Source organism: Rhodococcus sp. KRD197, from assembly GCF_017168235.1.
GTDB lineage: Bacteria > Actinomycetota > Actinomycetes > Mycobacteriales > Mycobacteriaceae > Rhodococcoides.
This window is the reverse complement of sequence record NZ_JABFAO010000016.1, coordinates 1-22,660: the sequence shown is the minus strand read 5'-3', so window position 1 is coordinate 22,660 and position 22,660 is coordinate 1. Positions and strand designations below refer to the sequence as shown.

Sequence of the window (22,660 nt, the reverse complement as noted above, 5' to 3'; positions counted from 1 at the left end):
CCAACCTACAAGATCACGCCGAACTGCGCGCGAACCCGGTCTTCACATGTCCAGCCCGAGATCGAGCGCCCGCACCGAATGTGTGAGGCCACCGACCGCCAGGAAGTCCACTCCGGTCCTCGCGTAGTCGTGTGCCACATCGAGCGTGAGTCCGCCGGAGGATTCCAGGCGCGTCATCGGAGACAGCTTGTCGCGGCGTTGTACGGCCATCTGCGTCTGCCAGAGAGCGAAGTTGTCCAGCAGAACCAGCTCGACGTCCTCCGCGAGCACAGCGTCGAGCTGCTCGAGGCTGTCGACCTCCACCTCGCACTCGATATCGGGCGCAGCTGCGCGCACCGCCTTCAGCGCTGCCACCACCGATCCGGCCGCGACGACATGGTTGTCCTTGATCAGGGCGGCGTCGCCCAGCCCCATGCGATGGTTGACGCCTACTCCAACTCACCCTCAGCCGACCACCGAACCACATCACCCGTCCGATACAACCGACCACCACCAGCAGAATCGAACGGATCCGCCACAAAACGATCCGCCGTCAACTCCGCACGACCGTGATACCCCCGCGCCAACTGCACACCCGCCAAATACAACTCCCCCACCATCCCCACCGGCACCACACGCAACCGAGAATCCAACACCAACACCCGCGTATTGAACACCGGCCGACCAATCGGCACAGACGAAACATCCACCGCACCATCGAACTCATGGAACGTCACATCCACCGCAGCCTCAGTCGGACCATACAAATTCACCAACCGAACCCCCGGCAACGCAACCTGGATCGCCCGCGCCGTCGACACCGGCAACGCCTCACCCGAAGCAAACACCCACCGCAACGACCCCACCCCAACCGCAGCCTCCTCCGCCGCGAACACCGCCAACATCGACGGCACAAAATGCGCCACCGACACACCCTCCACACCCATCAACTCAGCCAAATACACCGGATCACGATGACCATCAGGCCTCGCCACCACCAACCGCGCACCCACCTGCAACGGCCAAAACAACTCCCACACCGACACATCGAACGTCACCGGCGTCTTCTGCACCACCACATCCCGCGCATCCAGCCCATACCGCTCCTGCATCCACACCAACCGATTCACAATCGCCCCATGACTGACCGACACCCCCTTCGGCCGACCCGTCGACCCCGACGTGAACAACACATACGCCACATTCCCCGGCCGCAACACACCGATCCGATCACCATCGGAAACAGCAGCATCGGAAAACGAACCCCCCGAAATCTCATCCACACACAACACCGACACATCATCGGCACCGCCATCAACACCGAAACCATCACGAGAGGTCGTCAACACCAACCCAACACCCGAAGTCTCGAGAATGTACTGCACCCGATCCGCAGGCTGATCCACATCCACCGGCACATACCCCGCACCAGCCTTCACCACCCCATACAACCCCACCATCAAATCCAACGACCGCCGAACCGCCAACCCCACCAACGACTCCACACCCACACCCCGCGCAATCAACGCACGCGCCACCACATTCGACCGAGAATCGAACTCCGCATACGTCAACGACACACCCTCGAAAGTCACCGCCACCGCATCCGGCGACACCGCCACCTGCGCAGCAAACAACGACACCAACGTCGCCGAACCATCAACCTCGAAACCAGTATCATTGACCCCCGCCACCAACGCCCGCTCCCCCGGACCCGACAACCGCCACCGCATCCGGCGACACCGCCACCTGCGCAGCAAACAACGACACCAACGTCGCCGAACCATCAACCTCGAAACCAGTATCATTGACCCCCGCCACCAACGCCCGCTCCCCCGGACCCGACAGATCGATGTCGCCAACGGGGACACTCTGATCGGAGGCAAAGGCCTCGAGGATGCGCCCCAACCGGTCCATCATGGCGGCAACGTCCGTGGCAGCGAACACGTCGGTCAGGTACTTCAGCTGCAGATGCACGCGGGTATCCGCGGCGATGAGCAGCGTGAGCGGGTAGTGCGTTGCGTCTTCGAGGGCCACGTCGGCGACGGACATGCCGTCGATGTTCTTCGCTTGTTCGGCGAGACCAGCCTGATCGACCGGGTAGGACTCGAACACGGTCAACGTGTCGAAGAGTGCTCCGAGGTTGGCTGCTCGCTGGATCTCGTTGAGACCCACGTGATGGTGCTCGAGCAGATCTGCCTGCTCACCCTGCAAGCGCAGCAGCATCGATTCGATCGACTCGTGACCGTCGTAGCGAACCCGCACGGGCAGGGTGTTGATGAAGAGCCCGACCATCGACTCGACACCGGCGAGACCGGCAGGGCGACCGGAGACGGTTGCGCCGAACACGACGTCTTCGCTGCCGACCGAGCGTCCCAGCAGCAGACCCCACGCTGCCTGCACCATCGTGTTGAGGGTGACGCCGAGGCGTGCACCCACCGACTGCAGTGACGCTGTCAGCTGCGTGCTCAGATCGAGCTCGATCTTCGCGGCAACGGCGGAGACGGCGCGGTTCTGATCGACCGAGGACAACATTGTCGGTTCTTCGACACCAGCGAGGGTGTCGATCCACTTCTGCTTGGACGCCTCGGCGTCCTGCTCGGCAACCCAGGCCAGGAAAGCGCGGTACGACCGCACCCGCGGCAGCGCTGCGGCGTCTCCACGAAGGGCGTAGAGCGCCAACAGGTCCCGCATCAGCAGCGGGGTCGACCAGCCGTCGAGCAGGAGGTGGTGGCTCGACACGAGGAACCGGTGTTCGGACTCGGACATCTTCACCAGCGTGAACCGCATCAGCGGCGCAGCGGTCAGATCGAAGTGCTCGGCCTTGTCGCGGATACGAAGCTCGTCGAAAGCCGCTTCCCGCTCGTCGACAGTCCGATCGCTCAGATCCACCTCGCGCCAGGGAACGTCGACGCGTTCGAGGACGATTTGCACCGACGTGCCGTCGGCATTCTGTACGAACGCGGTCCGCAGATTCTCGTACCGGTCGAGCAACGCCTGCGCGGCTGCACGCAACCGGTCATGGTCGACGATGCCACTGAGTTTCAGCAACACCCGCATGGTGTAGACGTCCACCGAGTCGGCCGAGATCAGTGCGTGGAACAGCAGACCCGATTGCAGCGGGGCGAGCGACCAGATGTCGGAGAGACGCGACTGCGCGACACGCTCGAAATTCGCTTCCCACGTGTCGATGTCGTTCTGCGACACCGAAACCAACGGCACGTCCGAGGGCGTGAGACCTCCGGCATCACCGCCGACGACGTGTTCGGTCAGTGCCGTGAGAGCCTCGCTCCACAGGTCGGCGAGTTCGGCGACGTCTTCACGGGACAGAAAGCCCTGCGGGAAGGTGAGACTCGCGGTCAGCCGTGGCCCGTCCACCGTATCCACCACTGCCGAGTTGATATCGACACCGGCGTTGGCCGGCATATCGGGATCACCCGGCGCGCCGACGTCGGCGAGAATCTTGGACGGCAGCCACGCACCCCCGGTGAGTTCCTCCGAGATGCCCTCGGTGGAAACACGTCCCAGGTAGTTGAAGCTGACCTGAGGCTGGCTCGCCGCTGATTCGAGAATCTTCCCGGTCTCACCATTGAGATACCGAAGCAGTCCGAAGCCCATGCCCTTGTCGGGGATGGCGAGCAACTGTTCCTTGACCGCCTTGACGGCCGAGCCCATTGCCGGGCCGCCGGCGAACGCATCGCGAACGTCGATTCCGTTCAGGTCGAGGCGGACGGGGAAAGCGCTGGTGAACCACCCGACCGTGCGGGAGAGATCGGCGCCGGGCACCATGTCCTCCTCGCGGCCGTGCCCCTCGAGTTTGATGAGCACCTCGGCGAATTCGGTGCCTCTGCGCGCACGCCACTTCGTCAGTGCCAGCGCAAGAGCTGCGAGCAGACCGTCGTTCACGCCACCGTTGAACGAGCCGGGGACACGCGTCAGAACGGCCTCGGTGACCGATTCCGACAGTTCGACATCGACACGGTCGGTGGTCGACAACGTATCGACGCGTGGGTCGAACGCACGCGCACCCAGCAGTGGGTCGGCGCCCGCGAGAATCTCGGTCCACAGCGTGACCTCGGCCTCGCGTGTGCGCTCGTGCGCCGCGTCGACGAGCCCGTGCGCCCATCGACGCATGGAGGTGCCGACCGGAGCCAGTGCAATGGCCTGTTCGGCGGCTCCCTGTCCCCACGCGATCGCCAGATCGGGCAGGAGAATTCGCCACGACACGCCGTCGACGACGAAGTGGTGCGCGACGACGAGCAGAATTCCCGGCCGCGGCGCCCCGCCATTGTCGTCGAAGTCGAACCAAACAACTTCGAGCATCCGTCCCGATTCCGGATCCAGGCGACCCTTCGCCGAGTCGAGCGCTTCCTCGGCGCGTGCGCGAAGTGCGGCGTCGTCGATCGACGGATCCGAGGTCACACGGACCAGCAGGGCGTCGATATCGACGGTGCCGGACTCGCGGACACGGAACGTCCACTCACCGCCCGCTGCTCGCTCGACCACCGAACGCAGCACGTCGTGGTGATCGACCACGGCTGCGAGCGTTCGGGTGAGCAGTCCGTGTTCGATGCCGGTGGGAAGTACGACGGCCACGGACTGCGCGAAGCGTCCGAAGCCTCCCGGGCCCTCCACGATCGACCTCATGATCGGAGTCAGAGCCAGCGGGCCGACTCCCCCGCCCGGCAATTCCTCCACCGTCGGGCGTTCGAGCGTCTCACCGAGCACGGTCGCTACCTCGGCGAGACCGACGACCGACTTACGTTCGAAGACATCGCGCGGGGTGAACGAAATGCCCCGAGCCCGAGCCCGCGACACCAGCTGAATGGAAACGATGCTGTCACCGCCGAGCGCGAAGAACGACTCGTCGACGCTGACCCGTTCGATGTTCAGAACATCGGCGAACACCTCGGCGATGATCGACTCGATCTCGTTGCTCGCGCCGCGGAATTCCTGCTGCTCGAATACCGGCTCCGGCAGCGCGGCCCGGTCGAGCTTGCCGACCGGTGTCAGCGGTACCGAATCGAGAACGATGATCGAGGACGGCACCATGTGACTCGGGAGCATGCGCGCAACGAAGGACGCGAGCTCGGCTGTGTCGACAGTGGAGTTGCGGGCAGGCAACACGTACGAGACGAGTCCTGTTGTGCCGTTGGGTAGCTCGCGGCCCAGGGTAGCCGCGAAGGAAACGTCCGGGTGCTGCACCAGTGCCGCGTCGATCTCACCGAGCTCGACGCGGAATCCGCGCACCTTGATCTGGAAGTCGGATCGGCCGACGAATTCGATGTTCACTGTGCTCGGGTCGGTGAGCACGGCGTCGGATCCGAACGTCCACCGCACGATGTCACCGGTCCGGTACATCCGGGCTCCCGGAGCACCGTATGGATTGGCCACGAAGCGAGAAGAAGTCAGATCCTCGCGTGCGTGATAGCCACGCGCCAACGCTCCACCGGCGAGATAGAGCTCACCCGCGGCACCGACCGGCACCGGATTGAGACGGTTGTCGAGAACGAGCGCGGACATTCCGTGGATCGGGCGTCCGACCGTGATCGGCATACCTGGTCGTAACTCGGCGAATGTCGAGATGATGGTCGTCTCGGTGGGGCCGTAACCGTTGAAGTACTTGCGCCCCGCCGACCAGCGGGCAAGCAGATCGGGGGTGGTGACGTCGCCACCGACGGAGGCCACCTTCAGGCTGTCGATACCGGACGGATCCATCGTTCCGAGAACGGCCGGAGTGATGATCGTGTGACTGACCTGCTCCGCTTTGAGCAGGTCGGCGAGATCGTCGCCGCCGATGATCCTCGAGGGCACCACCACAAGGGTTGCACCCTCGGAGAAGGCCGCCATCCATTCGAGCACCGACGGGTCGAAGCTCGGTGAACAGATGTGCAGAAAACGCGAGGTCGCATCGAGGTGGTAGAGATCGGTGGCTGCATCGAGAACACCGCCGAGTCCACTGTGCGTCACCACGACGCCCTTCGGCAGCCCGGTCGAACCGGAGGTGTAGATCATGTAGGCGGCATGATCGATGGCCAGCGGCGAGGTCCTGTCCGAGTCCGTGACGGGCGCCTCGGATTGCGCGCCCACCATTGCCGCGAATTCGGTCGTGTCGATCGACATCCAGTCGGTTGTCGCCGGGAGAGCGTGGACATATTCGGTGGAGGTGATTCCGAGGATCGCGCCGGAATCGGCGAGCATGTGCTCGACGCGACCGACGGGATAGGACGGGTCGACGGGCAGATGCGCAGCACCGGACTTGGCAACGGCCCAGACCGAGAGCACCATCTCGTACGACCGAGGGAAAGCGAGCGCGACGATACTGTCCGGGCCGGCCCCACGCGCGATCAATGCTCGTGCCAGACGAGTCGACGCCGTGTCGAGTTCGCGGTAGGTGATCGAGCGGCCGTCAGCGCGCACCGCCACGCCGTCCGGATTGATCGCGACGCCGCGACCGAAGATCTCGGGCAGCGTTCCACCGTGGGTGACCGCGTCACCGTGCACATGCGTCAACCAGTCGTATTCCTCGTCGCCGAGAATCGGCAGATCTCCGACCGGGCGCTGTGGCGTCGAGACCGCGGCGCGCAGGATGCGTACGAACCGTCGAGCGAAGACCTCGACCGTGTCCTCGTCGAACAGAGCGCTCGCATATGTGAACTCGGCCGAGATGCCCGTTTGCGCACCGGTGTCGTCGGTGTGTTCGGACAACAGCAGCGAGAGGTCGAACTTGGCCACGTCGACGTCGAAATCGACAGCACTGATCTTCAAACCCGGTAGCTCGAAACTGGTCTCGGGCAGATTCTGGAACGAGAGTGCGACCTGGAACAGCGGGTGTCTGGCCGTGGACCGCTCCGGGTTGAGAATCTCGACCAGTCGCTCGAACGGGATGTCTGCGTGGCCGAACGCCTTGAGGTCGCTCTCGCGGTTGGCGTCGAGCAGCTCGACGAAGCTTCGGCTGCTCTCCACATCCGACCGCAACACGAGCGTGTTGACGAACATGCCGATGACATCGTCGAGTTCGGCCTCGCCGCGGCCCGCGATCGGTGTGCCGATGGCGATGTCCGAGGTGCCGGACAACCGCGCGAGCAGTACCGCGAGGGCTGAGTGAACCACCATGAACAGTGTGGTTCCGGTTCGGCGTGCCATGGCGACGAGATCGCGATGGAGCTCAGCGTCGATGCGGAACCGACTCGTCCCACCTTCGAACGATTGGACGGCGGGGCGCGGCCGATCGAAGGGCAACACGAGTTCCTCGGGGAGGCCGGCGAGTTCCTTCTTCCAGAACGCAGCCTGCGTCGAAATCAGCGAAGCCGAGTCGTTCTCATCGCCGAGAACCTCGCGTTGCCAAAGGGTGTAGTCGGCGTACTGCACGGGCAGCGGTGGCCAGCCCGGTGCCTCGCCCACAGTGCGGGACGCGTACGCCAGCATCACATCCCGGGTGAGCGGACCCATGGACCAACCGTCGGCGCTGATGTGGTGCGCAACGAACACCAGCACGAAATCCTGGTCGGAGATCGCGAACAATTCGGCGTGCAGCGGCACTTCGGTTGTCACGTCGAATCCTCGCGACATGACGGAGACGATGCGAGCGGGTAGTTCGCTCTCGGTCACCGACACCGGCGTCAGGACAGGCACTGCCGCGTTGGTCGGCAGAATCACCTGCGCGGCAACACCATCCGATTCCGGGTAGACGGTACGCAGAGACTCGTGCCGTTCGAGCAGGTCCGCGATGGCGGCCTGCAGAGCCGACACGTCCAGGGCCCCGTACAGCCGGATGGCGACCGGGAGATTGTTGGCCGCCGATTCGGTGTCGAAGCGATTGAGGAACCACATGCGCTGCTGAGCGAGCGAGAGCGGAATGCGGTCCGGACGAGTACCGGCAACGAGCGGAACTCGACCGCCGCCGATGTGCGATTCCGCGCGCGAGGCCAGCGCCTCGACAGTCGAGGCCTCGAACAGAACTCGAACCGGCACGCGTGCGCCGAGGGCTGCGCCGACGCGGGAGACAACCTGCGTAGCGACCAGTGAGTTGCCACCGAGTTCGAAGAAGTCGTCGTCGAGTCCCACGCGCGGCACATCGAGGACCTGCGCGAAGACGCCTGCGACGATCTCCTCGACCGGTGTGCGCGGAGCACGGAACTCTTTGGATTCGAAGACCGGGTCGGGCAGAGCAGCCCGGTCGAGCTTGCCGGAAGCGCCCACCGGCAAAGCACCCAGCACCACGAACGCAGACGGGATCATGTAGGACGGCAGGCCGCGGCCCACCGCGCTCTGCAAGGCGCCTGTGTCGATTGCCGTGCCAGTGGCAGGAACGACGTACGCGACCAACTGCTCCGAGCGAACCAGCACCACCGCCTGAGCGATCGAATCGTGCCCGTTCAGCGCCGATTCGATCTCGCCGAGCTCGATCCGCAGACCGCGCAGCTTGACCTGGAAATCGGTCCGGCCCAGGTACTCCAGCTCCCCTGCCGCGGTCCATCGAACGAGGTCACCGGTGCGATACATCCGCGCACCATCGTCGAACAACGAGGCCACGAATCGATCAGCCGACAGGTCTGCCCGACCGAAGTAGCCGCGCGCCACCTGCGCACCGCTCAGGTACAGCTCACCTGCGACACCGATGGGCACGGGCCGCAGCCGCGAATCCAGCACCAGCACACGCGCATTCCAGACCGGCGTACCCATCGGCACGGAAACACCTGTGACGGACCATCCGTCCACACCGGCGACCGGGCGGGCGGTGGCGTGCACCGCGAACTCCGTCGGCCCGTAGAGGTTGTGAATGACGGCACCGGGTAGCGCCGCAGCGGCGGACTCCACCACTGATACCGGCAGAGCCTCACCCGCCACCAGCACCGACCGCAGGCAAGCGCACCCACCGGCACCGACCGAGGAGACGAAAGCAGAGAGCATCGACGGAACGAACGATGTCGCGGTTACACCCTGGGACTCGATGACCGAGACGAGGTAGCCCGGATCTCGGTGACCGTCGGGCTCGGCGACCACCAGTCGCGCGCCGCAGGCGAGAGCGCCGAAGAGCTCCCAGACCGAGACGTCGAAGGTGAACGGTGTCTTCTGCAGGACGACATCGCTCGAGTCGAGGCCGTACTCGGCCACCAGCCAGGACACCTGGTTCACCACGGCGGCGTGTGAGACTGCGACACCCTTGGGTCGGCCTGTCGAGCCGGAGGTGAAGATGACGTAGGCAAGATTGTCTCCGCGAAGCGGCGCACGACGGTCGCTCGCGGTGAAGGCCTCGGCAGAGAACCCGCCGAGCTCGATTCGGTCCACCGCGACGACATCCGCCCCGCTCGGCGCAGCGAAATTCTCGTGGGCGGTGGTGAGTACGGCCACGGGGACCGCGACGGAGAGAATGTAGTCGTTGCGCTCGAGTGGCTGGTCGGGATCGACCGGGACGTACGCGGCACCTGAACGCAGAACCGCGTAGAGCGCCACGATCATGTCGAGCGAACGGCGCATTGCTACCGCAACCGAAACCTCGGGTCCAGCACCCAGCGTCACCAGGTATCGCCCGAGACGGTTGACTCGTGCGTCGAGCTCGGCGTAGGTGATCGACACGCCGTCGAACACCACGGCTACGGCGTCGGGTTGCGCGGCCACCTGCGCATCGAATGCATCGAGAACTGTTGCGCTGGAATCGAGATCGTGGGCCGTGTTGTTCCAGGACTTGAGAATCAGGCCACGCTCGACCGCATCGTAGAGCTCGATGTCTCCGACCGGCACCGACGAGTCCTCGATGACCGCATCGAGTATCTGCAGGAATCGATCAGCAAAGGCTCGAACCGTCGATTCGTCGAACAGATCTGTGGCGTAGGTGAATTCGGCAGCCAGACCGTCGGCGTGACCGCTGCCGGTCAGCTGCTCGGTCAACGTCAACTGAAGATCGAACTTCGCCACGGCGACATCGAGATCGACGCTGTCGATGCTCAGCGCAGGCAGGTCGAGATGAGTCGGACCGAGATTCTCGAACGAGAGCATCACCTGGAACAACGGGTGACGGGCCGTCGACCGCGCCGGGTTGAGCACCTCGACGAGTCGCTCGAACGGAATGTCCGAGTGCGCAAAGGCACCGAGCGCGGCCTCACGGGCGAGCGCCAACTGCTCGTTGAACGATTCGTGCCCGTCCACCTCGGTCCGCAGCACGAGCGTGTTGACGAACATGCCGACGACATCGTCGAGCGCTTGCTCGCCTCGGCCTGCGACCGGCGTACCGATGACGATGTCATCGGTGCCCGACAAGCGGGCCAGCAGAACTGCCAGTGCCGCATGGACCACCATGAACAGTGACGCATTTCGCTCGCGCCCCAGGTCCAACAAACCACGGTGAATGCGCGGCTCGATCTCGAAACCGACTGTGCCACCGACGAACGACTGACGCGCGGGCCGCTGCCGATCGGTCGGCAGATCCAGTTGGTCCGGAACACCGCGCAGAGCATTCTTCCAGTACTCGACCTGCTGCGAGATCAACGAGTGCGCGTCGTCCTCGGATCCGAGCGTCGCGCGCTGCCACAGGGTGTAATCCGCGTACTGCACCGCAAGCGGCACCCAGCCCGGAGATTCCCATTCCGTACGGGCGGCATAGGCGACCATCACATCGCGTGCCAGCGGCCCCAACGACCAGCCGTCCGCAGAGATGTGGTGCACGACAATCGTCAACACATGCTCAGTGGGGGCGATCTCGAACAGCTGAGCTCGCACGGGAACATCGGCGGTGACGTCGAATCCGCCCGAGGCGATCTGCGCTATGGCACGTTGCAGGTCTCGCGCCGTCGTCTCCACCGGCATCAGATTCGGTACGATCTGCGCCGCGTCCTGAATGACCTGATGCGGGCCTTCCGCCGAGTCGGGGAACACCGTGCGCAGCGATTCGTGCCGATCGATGACGTCCATGATCGCGACCTGCAGTGCAGGCACGTCCAATACACCCGACAGCCTCAGCGCGATCGGCAGGTTGTACGTCGCCGACTCGGTGTCGAACCGGTTGAGGAACCACATGCGCTGCTGCGCGAGCGACAGCGGAATACGTTCGGGGCGAACGCTCCTGGACAGCGCGATGCGCGCGCCCCGGCCGGCTTCCTGCTCGACCCGGATCGCCAGCTGAGCCACCGTGGGCGATTCGAAGATCGCGCGCACCGGCACCTGGGCGTCGAGAGCGGCCCCCAGTCGAGCGACCACCTGCGTGGCGATCAGAGAGTTACCGCCGAGTTCGAAGAAGTCGTCGTCGAGGCCGACGACGGGTGCACCGAGGACGTCGCCGAACACGTTCGCGACCGTCTCCTCGATGGGCGTGGTCGGAGCCCGGAACTGGCGGAAGCTGATGCCCAGTTCCGGTTCCGGCAGCGCCCGCCGATCGAGCTTGCCGATCGGCGTCAGCGGCACCTCGTCGAGAACGATGACCGACGACGGAACCATGTAGCTCGGCAGAATCCGCGCGACGTACTTCGTCAGCTCGTCACTGTCGATGCCGACTGATCCGTGGACATAGGACACCAGGGCCGTCTGCCCCGAGGCCATCGTGTGACCGAGCGTCGCCGCGAACGTGACTGCGGGGAATGTTTCCAGGGCCGCGTCGATCTCACCGAGCTCGATGCGGAACCCGCGGACCTTGACCTGGAAATCGGAGCGACCGACGTACTCGATCGCGAAATCCTTCGTCCACCGGACGACGTCTCCGGTGCGATACATGCGACTACCGGCGGGCCCGTACGGATCCGCGACGAAGCGCTCCGCTGTCAGCTTCTCGCGCTGGTAGTAGCCGCGAGCGACGGCTTCGCCCGACAGATAGAGCTCACCTGCGACACCTGTGGGGACGGGCTGCAGGCGCGAATCCAGAATGAGGGCACCGACGCCGGGAACGGGCGAGCCGACCGTGATCGGCTCGCCCACGAACAGCTCGGCTCGGGTGGAGACGATCGTTGTCTCGGTCGGCCCGTACGCGTTGAAGAAGCGTCGACCACGGGCCCAGCGTGAGACCAGATCGGGCGCCGAGGCCTCGCCACCGACCGAGAGCAGTTCCAGGTCGTCGAGGCCGGCGGGGTCCATCGACCCGAGCACCGCCGGGGTGATGATGGCGTGGGTGACACCGGCATCGGCGAACAACGTGCGTAGCTCGGGGCCACCGATGATCGACGGCGGCGCTACGACGAGTGTTGCGCCGGCCGAGGCGGTCAGTGCCCATTCGAGCACAGACGGGTCGAAGCTGGGTGAAATGACGTGCAGGAAGCGCGATTGCGGCGTCACCCGGTAGAGCTCGCGGGACTGATCCACCAGACCGGAAAGCCCGCGATGGGTGACACTGACACCCTTGGGTAGGCCCGTGGACCCGGAGGTGTAGATGACGTAGGCGAGATGATCGAACCGGAGCGGCGTGGTTCGATCGGCATCGGAGACCGTCTCGGCCGGGTAACTCTCCACCGCTTTGCCGAGAGCGGCATCGTCGATGGCCCACCAGTCGCAGGTGCCCGGCAGTTCCTCGATGCGCGCCGAGGAGGTGATGCCGACGACCGCTCCCGAGTCGGAGAGGATGTGACGCACCCGGTCGACGGGGTACTCCGGATCGACCGGAACCCATGCGGCCCCGGACTTCGCGACGGCCCAGATCGAGACGACCATTTCCATCGAACGTGGAAATGCGAGCGCAACGACCTTCTCTGGGCCGATACCGCGGTCGACGAGATAGCGGGCGAGTCGATCGGTGATCGCGTCGAGCTCGCGGTAGCTCAACTCGCCGTCCGCGGTTCGGACCGCCACTCCGCCAGGATTGGTGCTCACACCTGCGGCAAGGAACTCCGGCAGCAAACGTTGCGATTGCACTACTCCGCCGTGCACGGAAGTCAACCTGTCGGCCTCGTCGGGCGCAAGAATGTCGATGGCACCGAGGGGCACCGAGGAATCCGTCACGATGGCATCGAGGATGCGCAGGAATCGGTCGGCGAAGCCCTCGATCGTGGCGGCGTCGAACAGATCCGTCGCGTATTCGAAGGTTGCGTCGATCTGGGCTGGCCGCCCCGACTCGTCGTGGTTCTCGGTGAGCCACAGTTGCAGATCGAACTTGGCTATCGGTACGTCCAGCTCCTCCGCGGAGGCCCGCAGGCCGGCGAAGTTCAGTTCGCGTTCGCGGGCCCGCTCCAACGACAGAGCAACCTGGAACAGGGGGTGACGGGCTGACGAGCGCGCCGGGTTGAGTACCTCGACGAGGCGTTCGAAGGGGATGTCTGCGTGCGCGAATGCCGACAGGTTGGTGTTGCGAACCTGATCGAGCAACTCGTCGAACGAATGTTGCGGCTCGACGCGAGCACGCAAGACGAGGGTGTTGACGAACATGCCGATGATGTCGTCGAGCTGCTCGTGCGCTCGACCGGCGATGGGAGCACCCATCGCGATATCGGTGGTACCACTCAGCCGCGAGAGCAATGCGGCATAGGCGGCCTGAACGACCATGAACAGCGATGCCTGATGCGACCGAGCAACCTCGCTCAGGCCCTTGTGAATTCGTGCGTCGATGACGAAACGGCTCTTGGCTCCACCGTTCGTGGCGACAGCCGGACGAGGCCGGTCGGACGGGAGGTCGAGCTGGTCGGGCAACTCGTCGAGCGTCCGCAACCAGTACCCGATCTGCTGCGCGGACAGCGACGCCTCGTCGCTTTCCTGTCCCAGCACCCGGCGCTGCCACAGCGCGTAATCGGCGTACTGGATGTCCAGCGGCTCCCAGCCGGGCGCGTCACCGTTCGCGCGGGCGGCGTAGGCCACCATGATGTCGCGTGCGAGGGGACCGAACGAGGAGCCGTCGGCGGCGATGTGGTGCAGCACCATCGCCAGGACGTGATCTGTTTCGGTGAGTCGGAACAGCTCGATCCGGAAGGGCGCCTCGCTCGACACGTCGAACCCACCCTGGGCCAACTCGACCAGAGCGGGCATCAACGCAGCCTCGTCGACGCTCGTGGCCTGCAGCTCGGAGAACACGTCCTCGGTGCGCAGAATGATCTGCTGCGGCGACTCGTCGACCTGTGGGTAGATGGTGCGCAGAGTTTCGTGCCGCGCGACTACGTCGCCGAACGCCTGCGACAGCGCGCGTGCGTCGACCTTGCCGGTCAATCGGACCATGAACGGCAGGTTGTATGCGGCGGTCTCGGGGTCGAAGCGGTTGAGGAACCACATCCGCTGCTGCGCCAGCGACAGGGGTAGCACGTCCGGACGCTTGCCCGCCACGAGCTCAGGGCTCGACGAGCCCTGCTCGAGCGCAGTTTCGGCACGCGCCGCGAGTGCCCCCACCGTAGGGGCCTCGAACAACTCGCGCACACCGAGTCTGATGCCCAGCGCGGTACCCACCCGGGTGACGAGTTGGGTGGCGATCAGCGAGTTGCCACCGAGCTCGAAGAAGTCTTCATCGAGTCCGACGCGGTCGGCGCCGAGGACGTCCTCGAACACACCGGCCACGACGTACTCGGCGTGACTGTGCGGGGCACGATAGGTCTTCGCGCTCGTGAACACCGGTTCCGGCAACGCTTTTCGATCCAACTTGCCGCTGGTGTTGAGCGGAAGCGCCTCCAGCACCATCACCGAGGCGGGAACCATATAGGACGGCAACGACCGTCCGGCGAACTCGATGGCCTCGGCGGCCGTGGCCGTGGCCCCGGGGCCGGGCACGACATAGGCGACGAGCTGCTCACCGGTTGCGGTGGGAACCACCAGCGCCACCGCCTGCGAGATGGCCTCGTGGGCGAGCAGAACTGTCTCGATCTCGCCCAGTTCGATTCGCTGGCCGCGGAACTTGACCTGGAAGTCGGTACGACCGATGTAGTCGATGGTGCCGTCGGCGCGCCACCGGACGAGGTCGCCCGTTCGGTACATCCGATCGCCGACGCTGGAGAACGGGTCGGCAACGAAGCGGTCCGCACTGAGGTCGGGGCGGCCCACGTACCCGCGCGCGAGCTGCACACCCGAGAGGTAGAGCTCCCCGGCCTCGCCGATGGGACTGGGACGTAGTCGACTGTCGAGGACGTAAGTCTTGGTGTTCCATTCCGGAACACCGATGGGAACGGTGCGGGTGTCCTGAGGCCCGCTTCGGTAATAGGTGACCGAGACCGCGGCCTCGGTGGGACCGTAGAGGTTGTGCAATCCGGCGTCGGTGAGCTCACGGAAGGCAGCGGCGGTTTCGGCGGGCAGCGCCTCCCCGATGACGAAGACGTGGCGCAGACTGCTGCAGGTGCCGACGGGAGCGTTGGAGACGAACACGGTGAGCATCGACGGGACGAAGTCGGTGACGGTGACTGCGTGTTCGGCGATCTTGTCGGCCACGTAGATCGAATCGCGGTGGCCGTCCGGGGTGGCCAGCACCATGCTGGCACCGACCTGGAGCGGCAGGAAGAAGCCCCACAGCGACACGTCGAACGTCGTGGCTGTCTTCTGCAGATACACGTCCGACGCGTCGAGGGCGTACTCGGTGCGCATCCACTGCAACTGGTTGTCGATCGCAGCGTGCGAGACCGCCACGCCTTTCGGACGACCGGTCGAACCCGAGGTGTAGATGACGTAGGCGGTGTTGTCGAGCCGCAGCGGGCCGGCCCGGTCCGAGTCCTCGACGCGGGCGGAGTCCATCGACTCGTAGTCCAGGCGATCGATCTCGATGACCTCGGTGCCGGCCGGCAATTCGATGCCGTCCCGAGCGACCGTGAGAACACAGAGGGGTTGCGCGGATTCGAGGATGTACCCCGTGCGCTCGGCCGGGTGATCGGGGTCGATGGGTACCCACGCACCACCCGCTTCGACGATGCCGTACATCGCGACGACGAGGTCGAGCGAACGACGGATGGAGAGCCCGACGAGCGTTTCCGGCCCGACACCCTGCTCGATCAGCAATCGAGCCACCGCGCTCACCCGGGCACCGAGTTCGCCGTAGCTCAGCGTGGTTCTCTCGTAGATCAGCGCCGTCGCGTCCGGATCTGCGTCGACCCGGGCGTGAAAGTCCGACAGCAGCGTGCGCGGAGCGATCTCGTGGTCGGTCTCGTTCCACAGCGTCAGGACCGATTTCTGCTCGGCTGCGGTGACGAGTTCGAGGTCCCATACTCGCGCGCTCGGAGGCGCCGCAACGAACCTGTCGAGAAACTCGACGAACCTCGCGTGATTGCGCGCCGACTCCTCCGAGGAGTACAGGTTGGGGTTCGATTCGAAATCGATGTGCGTCGTACTGCCGGCCACGCTCTGATACAGGTTGAGACCGAAATCCTCGATCAGGCCCGTGGAGAGAATGTTGATCCCGCCGACCATGTCGCCGAGCCGAACCTCGCCGAAGAACAACATGATGTTGACCCACGGACCGAAGAACGACGCCTGCCCGCTGGCACCGCCCGCGTCGCGTCGGATGTCCTCGTGTCGGTAGCGCTGGTGCCGAAGAGCCCCGGATACCGCCGTGGTCACCTCGGTGAGAAGCTGCTGGACCGTCGTATCGGAGGCAATCGCCAGTCGCAATGGAACGACGTTGGACACCATGCCACCCGAGCGCCGGAGCACGGCGGTGGTTCGAGCCGTCACCGGCAGGCTCAGTACGACGTCTTCCTTGCCCGTCATCTGCGCCATGTAGCTCGCGAACGCGGCCACCACGACGGTGGCCAAGGTGCTCTCGGTCGACGAGATCAGGCCGTCGAGCTGCGCGACCGTGTTCTCGCCCAGGGCGACGGTGTCGATCTGGCTGACGGGCGCCGGCGCGGCGCTCCGTCCGGTGAGGCTGGTCGCCTCCTCGATGCCGGCGATGCGCTCGGCCCAGTACTTGCGGTCGCTCTCGAAGCGGGTGGAATCCCGGTATGCGAGGTCGATCTCGTACACCTTGCGCAGGTCGGAGGACTTGTTTGCGCTGGGCTCGGTCCCCTGAACCGCGGCCGTGTAGAGCTCGGCCGTGCGATTCATGAACGTGACGGCACCGAATCCGTCGAGAACCACGTGGTGGACACGGTTGAACCAGAAGTAGCGGTCGTCCTCGAGGTGCAGAACGGTGGCAGCGATCAGCCGATCCCGGAGGATGTCGATCGGTGCGCTGTAGTCGGCGCGCATCCATTCCTGCGCTGCCCGATCGGGGTCGGACTCGTTCCGCAGATCGACGTATCCCAGCGGGTCTTCCAGCGTGGGGTCGACGAACTGGTGCGGCTCGGAATCGACCTCGACGATACGGACGAATCCGGACTGCATCTCCATTGCAGCCTCGGACGAGACCCGTTGCAGAAGGTCCCGGTCCAGGTCACCGCGAAGCTCGACGTACTGAGCGATGTTGGCAGGTACGGACGGATCGACGTGCTGGGCGAACCACATGCCCAGCTGTGCGGGAGAGAGCGGAAACGACGACTCCGGTGCTCGGTGACCCGAAGCTCCGCCGTTGGCTGATTCATCCCTACCTAGCGGGTCCAATCGAATCCTCTCTTTCCCACAATCACACGCCCTCGCTCGGTGTCACTGACACCGTTCGAGCACCGAACACACAAACCTAAGTCTTTGTCACAATTGGAACGAACTGCCACTCCGGGACGATTGAAGTTACTCTTCGGTATATCTTCGATGAGCAGGTCGATCGTTACAGGTGGCAACGAATTCGCCATAGCGGCTGGTCCGGCTGCGCTGCAGAACCGGAGATTCTGGTTCGAGACGTCCGCCGCACGCGTGCGAACACTGGAGCGGTCCTTCCCTTATCGTCCCGAGCAATCACTGGTCCAATCTACAGGGCACCGCTTCTGGTTGACCAAAACGCCAGCCGCCTCAGGCGGTCATGTCGAGTGACGCGATCACCTTCGTCGGTCGGATCCGAACAACCAGTTCGCCGGGGACACCGTTGCGCTTGCCGAACTCCTCGGCGCGATCGGCACCCATGTATCGACCGCCGATCGCCGTCGCGGTACGCACCAGCTCCTGCGGATCCTCGGACGTCTCGGCCACCCCCTGAACCTGGACGAACGCATACGGAGGTGTTTCGAGATCGACGGTCAACACCAGGCGCGGGTCGCGCGCGATCGCGCGCCCCTTGGCCGTATCGGCACCGGTGTTGAACACGATCGTCTCGTCCTCGAGGATGAACCACACCGGTGCGACGAGTGGGCGTCCATCAGCGGCAACCCAGCCGAGTTTGCCGGTCCGCGTGCCCTGGCCGAGGAAGTTCCGGACGTCGGTGTCAGCGAAGGATCCCATGAACGCAAACGTTACCCGGCGGGCCCGACACCGACCCCCACGATTCGCCGCGCGATTCCGAGATAGATGCGGACGAGCTCATCGGGTTCCAACGCTCCGTCCGGTCGGTACCAGCCGGCCACCCCGACGCACATGGTGGTCACCGCACGCGAGGCATCCTCGGCATCGTCCAACTCGAAGTCTCCGCTGTCGATCCCGGCCCGGACGATGGCGTCGAGCATGCGCTGCTGCTCGTCGCGACGGCCGACGTAGCGCTCTCGATTCTCGGGCTCGAGGCTGCGTATCTCGGTCGAGCCGAGGAAGGCCTGATCACGCCTGTGCATGTGGAACAGAAGCAAGGACTCGACGACGGCGTCGAACCGCGAGCGAGGTGACGATCCCGCCTGCGCCTGCGCGTCCTCCGAGCGCCGCAGCAACTCGTCCATGGCGGCGTTCATGAGCCCGACGAGCAGCGCCTGCTTGGACGGGTAGTGGTGGTAGAGACCGGGGACCGACAGTCCTGCGCGGGCGGCAATGTCTCGGACGGATGTGCCGTGATACCCCTGCTCGACGAATGCAGCCAGCGCGGCAGCCAACGGAGCCGGGAGAGCCGTGCCGTCGTAGATGCGCCAGTCCCCCGGCTCGGAGCCGGCCGCCGTCATTGCGCTTCACCGTCGAACGTGAGCCTGCCCGCTCGTATCGTGCCGCGGACTTCGACTGCGCGGAGGTCGTTGTTGACCAGCAGAGCCGGGTGCTCGGCCAGAAGGACCAAGTCGGCGGCCGCACCCACCTCGACCGCTGCTCGGCCCCCACAGGCGGCCGTCAGTGCGACGTCGAGCGCAAGTGCCTCGTCCGCGCGCCACGCCGCGCGCTCGTCGTCGGTGCGCCATACCGCGTCGGCGATGGCAGCCAACGGCGCCGGCGGACTCACCGGCGCATCGGAACCGAAGAGCAGGCGCGCACCCGCGCGGTGCAACGAACGGTACGGATACGCAATCGAGCGACGATCACCCCACAGTTCGTCGGCCACGTCCCGATCGGACATGGCGTGCTGGGGCTGCACCGAGGCTGTCACCCCGGCCCTCGCGAAACGAGCCACATCTGCAGGCAGCAGCTGCTGCGCATGCTCGATGCGGCCACCCCCTCCGACCGACTCGAACGCATCGAGGGCGAGCGAGTTCGCGCGGTCACCGATGGCATGGATCGCCGAACGGATACCCCCGCCGCGAGCCCGTGCCATCATCGCGTGCAGATCCTCGGGAGTCTCGAGCAGCAGTCCCGTCGACGCGCCGCCCGGATAGGGGTCGTGGCAGCACGCTGTTCGGGTGTTGAGCGAACCGTCGAACATCACTTTCAGCGGGCCGAGCGCGACGTGCTCGGCGAATATGTCCCCGGTGGCGGCGCCGAGGACGAGCTCGTGTTCGAGCCATTCCGGCCACACCGCACAGTCGATGTCGACCGCCGGGGCGGCGATCTCCGATCGCCGACTCCACACCGCTCGATTGTCGGCGTACTCGAAATCGGTCACCGCTGTGATGCCGCGTCTGGCCAATTCTGCCGTCGCCGCCAGCGTGGCCCGGTCGGTCTCGTCGGTGTCGGCCAGCTTGTCGAGTGCGTTCAGCCCCTCCATGCAGTCGTGGTCACGCAACACCCCGGTCGGGTGATCGATGCCGAGCTCGGCAAGAAGGGACGGACTGAGCCACAGTGTGTGCAGATCCATGCTCGTCACGGCAGCTCGACGTCCCGGCAATGCGTTCTGCAGCAGATCCTTGTGCGGCGCATCCGACCACAGGGCGTCTCGGAAACCCTGCGCACGGAGAATCCCGTGCCCGTGCCGCTCGTTCGATCGCGCGAGAATGTCGACCAGATCGACTGCGGAATCCGCCCCGGAGACATCGATACGTGAGAGCGACGCGGCCCACTGTGTCAGGTGAAGATGACTGTCGACGAAGGACGGGAGCAGCGCGGCGCCTCGACCGTCGAGCACATCACCCTCGATGGCGCGGGAGTTCGGCTGCACCGGAGAAATCTCGGCAATTGCACCACCGACGGTCTGCACGTCGAGCGCGCAGTCGCCGGGAGTCAGGATCACATTTCTGATCAGCACACCCGGACTCTAGAACACGAGGACGTATCGGGACCGGCGGCGTGAGACGGTGGTGCGGTGACACGCCCCCAGATCGGCTACACCGCCCGCGTCTCGGTCCGTTGGTCGGACATGGACGCCTTCGCCCATATCAACCACGCCCGCATGGTCACCCTCCTCGAGGAAGCTCGGATCGACTGGCTGCTGAGCGAGGAAGATGCAAACGAATCACTGATCAAGAGCGCGTTGATCGCGAACGTCAACATCGCCTACAAGAAGCCACTTCGGCACAGCGACAGCCCCTTGAACATCACCCTGTGGTTCGACCGGGTCCGATCGGTCGATTTCACCATCGGATACGAGGTGCGCGCAGCAGACGCACCCACCGACTCCGCGCCCGCGGTGGTCGCGACGACGCAGATGGCGATGGTCGACGTCGGCTCGGAAACCCTGCGCAGAATCACCGCGGAGGAGAAGGCCTACCTGGCCCGGTGGACTCGCCCCTCGTCGTGATCGCGTCCTCGTTCGATGTACCAGTCCACCAATTCAGGTACATCGACGGCACTGCGGTCCAGGCTCTTGGCGCTCTCCCCGCCCTGAAAGATGCGCTTGATGGGGACTTCGAGCTTCTTTCCGGTCCGGGTGTGCGGGATCCCCGGCGCGGCGATGATCTCGTCGGGAACGTGACGCGGTGAAGCGTGCTCGCGGATGACACCGTTGATCCTCTGCCGTAGGGCATCGTCGAGTTCGGTGCCCTCGGTGAGGACGACGAACAGCGGCATCCAGTAGCCGCCGTCCTCGGACTCGACTCCGAGTACCAGAGATTCGACGATCTCCGGTAGCAGTTCGACCGCCTGATAGATATCGGCACTACCCATACGAATACCGTTGCGGTTGAGCGTGGAATCGGATCTGCCGTGCACCACGATGCTGCCCCGCTCCGTGCGCGTGATCCAATCGCCGTGACGCCAGATCCCCGGGAACGTGTCGAAGTAGGCGTCGCGGTAGCGAATCCCGTCCGGGTCGTTCCAGAATCGCACGGGCATCGACGGCATCGGCTTCGTGACGACGAGTTCTCCGACGTCACCGAGGACGGGCCGTCCGTTCTCGTCGTAGGAATCGAGCGCCACTCCGAGGTACGGCACAGAGAGCTCACCGGGCCACACCGGCATGGTGCGCACACCCCCTGCGAATGCGGATACGACGTCGGTGCCGCCGGAGATCGAAAACACCGGAATGTCTGCTCCCACGTGGTCCGACAACCACATCGACGAGGACGCCGGGAGGCTGGAGCCGGTGATCCCGACCGCCCGCAGGGCACTCAGGTCATGCTCGCGCGCGGGGTGCGAACCCGCCTTGATGCACGAGAGTACGTATCCAGGGCTGGTACCCAGGAAGGTCACACCCTCCTCCGCGGCGATCGACCACAGAGCGTCCGGCGCCGGGTAACCGGGGTTGCCGTCGGCGCAGACGATCGTCGAACCCACCAACAACCCCGACACCTGGAAGTTCCACATCATCCAGCTCGGGCTCGTATACCAGAAGAACGTGTCATCTGGGCCGATGTCCGACTGCAGCGCAACAGCTTTGAGGTGTTCGAGCAGCACCCCACCATGGCTGTGCACGATTCCCTTGGGCAAGCCTGTCGTGCCCGACGAGAACACCACCCACAGCGGATGGTCGAACGGTACGGCAGCCGGGGCCCACTCGTGATCCCCCGCAGTCGCCGTCGCCCAATCGGTCGATCCCTCGGCGACCCGCTCGCCCACCAGGATCGTCGACGCGGTGGCCAAGCCGTCGCGCAGCATCCGCACGTCCTCGGACTTGTCGCGGAACTTGCCCCCGTAGAGGTAACCGTCGGCCGTGATCAGCACCTTCGGGTTCAGCTGACCCAACCGGTCGAGCGCAGCGGAGGCAGAATAGTCCTGTCCACAGGCAGACCAGATCGCACCGATGCTCGCCGTCGCCAGGAAAGCCACCACGGCCTCGGGAATGTTGGGGAGGTAGCCGACGACACGGTCACCGCTGCTCACCCCACTGCCGCGCAGCGTGTGCGCCAACGCACCCACCTGCCTGGACAGCTCACTCCAGGTGAGCTGGGATCGCGTCCCGTCCTCACGGACATAGCGAATGGCTGCGGTGTCTCGGCTGGCGTGTCGGGCGATCTGATCGACGTAGTTGAGCGTTGCGCCCGGGAACCACTGCGCTCCGGGCATACCGGACTCGCTCAGAACCGCAGTCGGTGCGGTCTCCGAGGTGATGCCGAAGTAGTCCCACACCATCTGCCAGAACTGCTCGAGGTTCGCCACGGACCACTCCCACAACCCCGTGTAGTCCTCGAACGTGACGTGATGCCGCTCCTGCACACGCTGAGCGAAGTCGGTGATCCGGGCAACGTCGATATCTGCCGCCGACGGTATCCACTGC

General features: G+C 65.1%; 7 protein-coding genes and 1 pseudogene. 1 reads left to right on the top strand and 7 read right to left on the bottom strand.

Translation table 11 applies throughout. The features are described from left to right. Positions 1-42 precede the first annotated feature (42 nt). From J1M86_RS21995 to J1M86_RS21970, 6 genes and pseudogenes are all read right to left on the bottom strand, one after another. Positions 43-438: pseudogene (locus tag J1M86_RS21995) on the bottom strand (nicotinate-nucleotide diphosphorylase); the annotation flags it as partial. After that, positions 429-1,712 carry an amino acid adenylation domain-containing protein gene (locus J1M86_RS21990; RefSeq protein ID WP_241260524.1) on the bottom strand — a complete coding sequence of 428 codons (1,284 nt, stop codon included), beginning with the start codon at positions 1,710-1,712 and terminating at the stop codon, positions 429-431. The pseudogene J1M86_RS21995 and the gene J1M86_RS21990, both read right to left, overlap by 10 nt. Then, entirely contained in the window at positions 1,657-17,397 is a 15,741-nt protein-coding gene (locus J1M86_RS21985; protein ID WP_206511371.1) for a non-ribosomal peptide synthetase, read from the bottom strand. Before J1M86_RS21985 ends, J1M86_RS21990 begins: the two co-directional genes overlap by 56 nt. Positions 17,398-17,742: 345 nt before the next feature. Continuing rightward, entirely contained in the window at positions 17,743-18,168 is a 426-nt protein-coding gene (locus J1M86_RS21980; RefSeq protein WP_206511370.1) for a PPOX class F420-dependent oxidoreductase, read from the bottom strand. 11 nt (positions 18,169-18,179) lie between these two features. Next, positions 18,180-18,809 carry a TetR/AcrR family transcriptional regulator gene (locus J1M86_RS21975; protein ID WP_075839709.1) on the bottom strand — a complete coding sequence of 210 codons (630 nt, stop codon included), beginning with the start codon at positions 18,807-18,809 and terminating at the stop codon, positions 18,180-18,182. Continuing rightward, positions 18,806-20,254, bottom strand: coding sequence for an amidohydrolase (locus J1M86_RS21970; protein WP_206511369.1), 1,449 nt, complete (start codon positions 20,252-20,254; stop codon positions 18,806-18,808). The genes J1M86_RS21975 and J1M86_RS21970 overlap by 4 nt, the downstream gene beginning before the upstream one ends. Positions 20,255-20,311: 57 nt before the next feature. Here J1M86_RS21970 and J1M86_RS21965 point away from each other — a divergent pair, with 57 nt between their 5' ends. Then, positions 20,312-20,746 (top strand): thioesterase family protein, encoded by a 435-nt coding sequence (locus J1M86_RS21965; RefSeq protein WP_307786712.1) that lies wholly within the window; start codon positions 20,312-20,314, stop codon positions 20,744-20,746. Here the strand turns inward: J1M86_RS21965 and J1M86_RS21960 are convergent. Then, positions 20,713-22,660: acetoacetate--CoA ligase (locus J1M86_RS21960; RefSeq protein WP_206511368.1), on the bottom strand; the 1,948-nt coding region annotated here is incomplete at its 5' end. The two genes, J1M86_RS21965 and J1M86_RS21960, sit on opposite strands and share 34 nt — an antisense overlap.

Coding starts and splice junctions, on each gene's coding strand:
- J1M86_RS21980 (WP_206511370.1), bottom strand. CDS start 18,168: ATGGGATCCTTCGCTGACACCGACGTCCGGAACTTCCTCGGCCAGGGC.
- J1M86_RS21975 (WP_075839709.1), bottom strand. CDS start 18,809: ATGACGGCGGCCGGCTCCGAGCCGGGGGACTGGCGCATCTACGACGGC.
- J1M86_RS21990 (WP_241260524.1), bottom strand. CDS start 1,712: ATGCGGTGGCGGTTGTCGGGTCCGGGGGAGCGGGCGTTGGTGGCGGGG.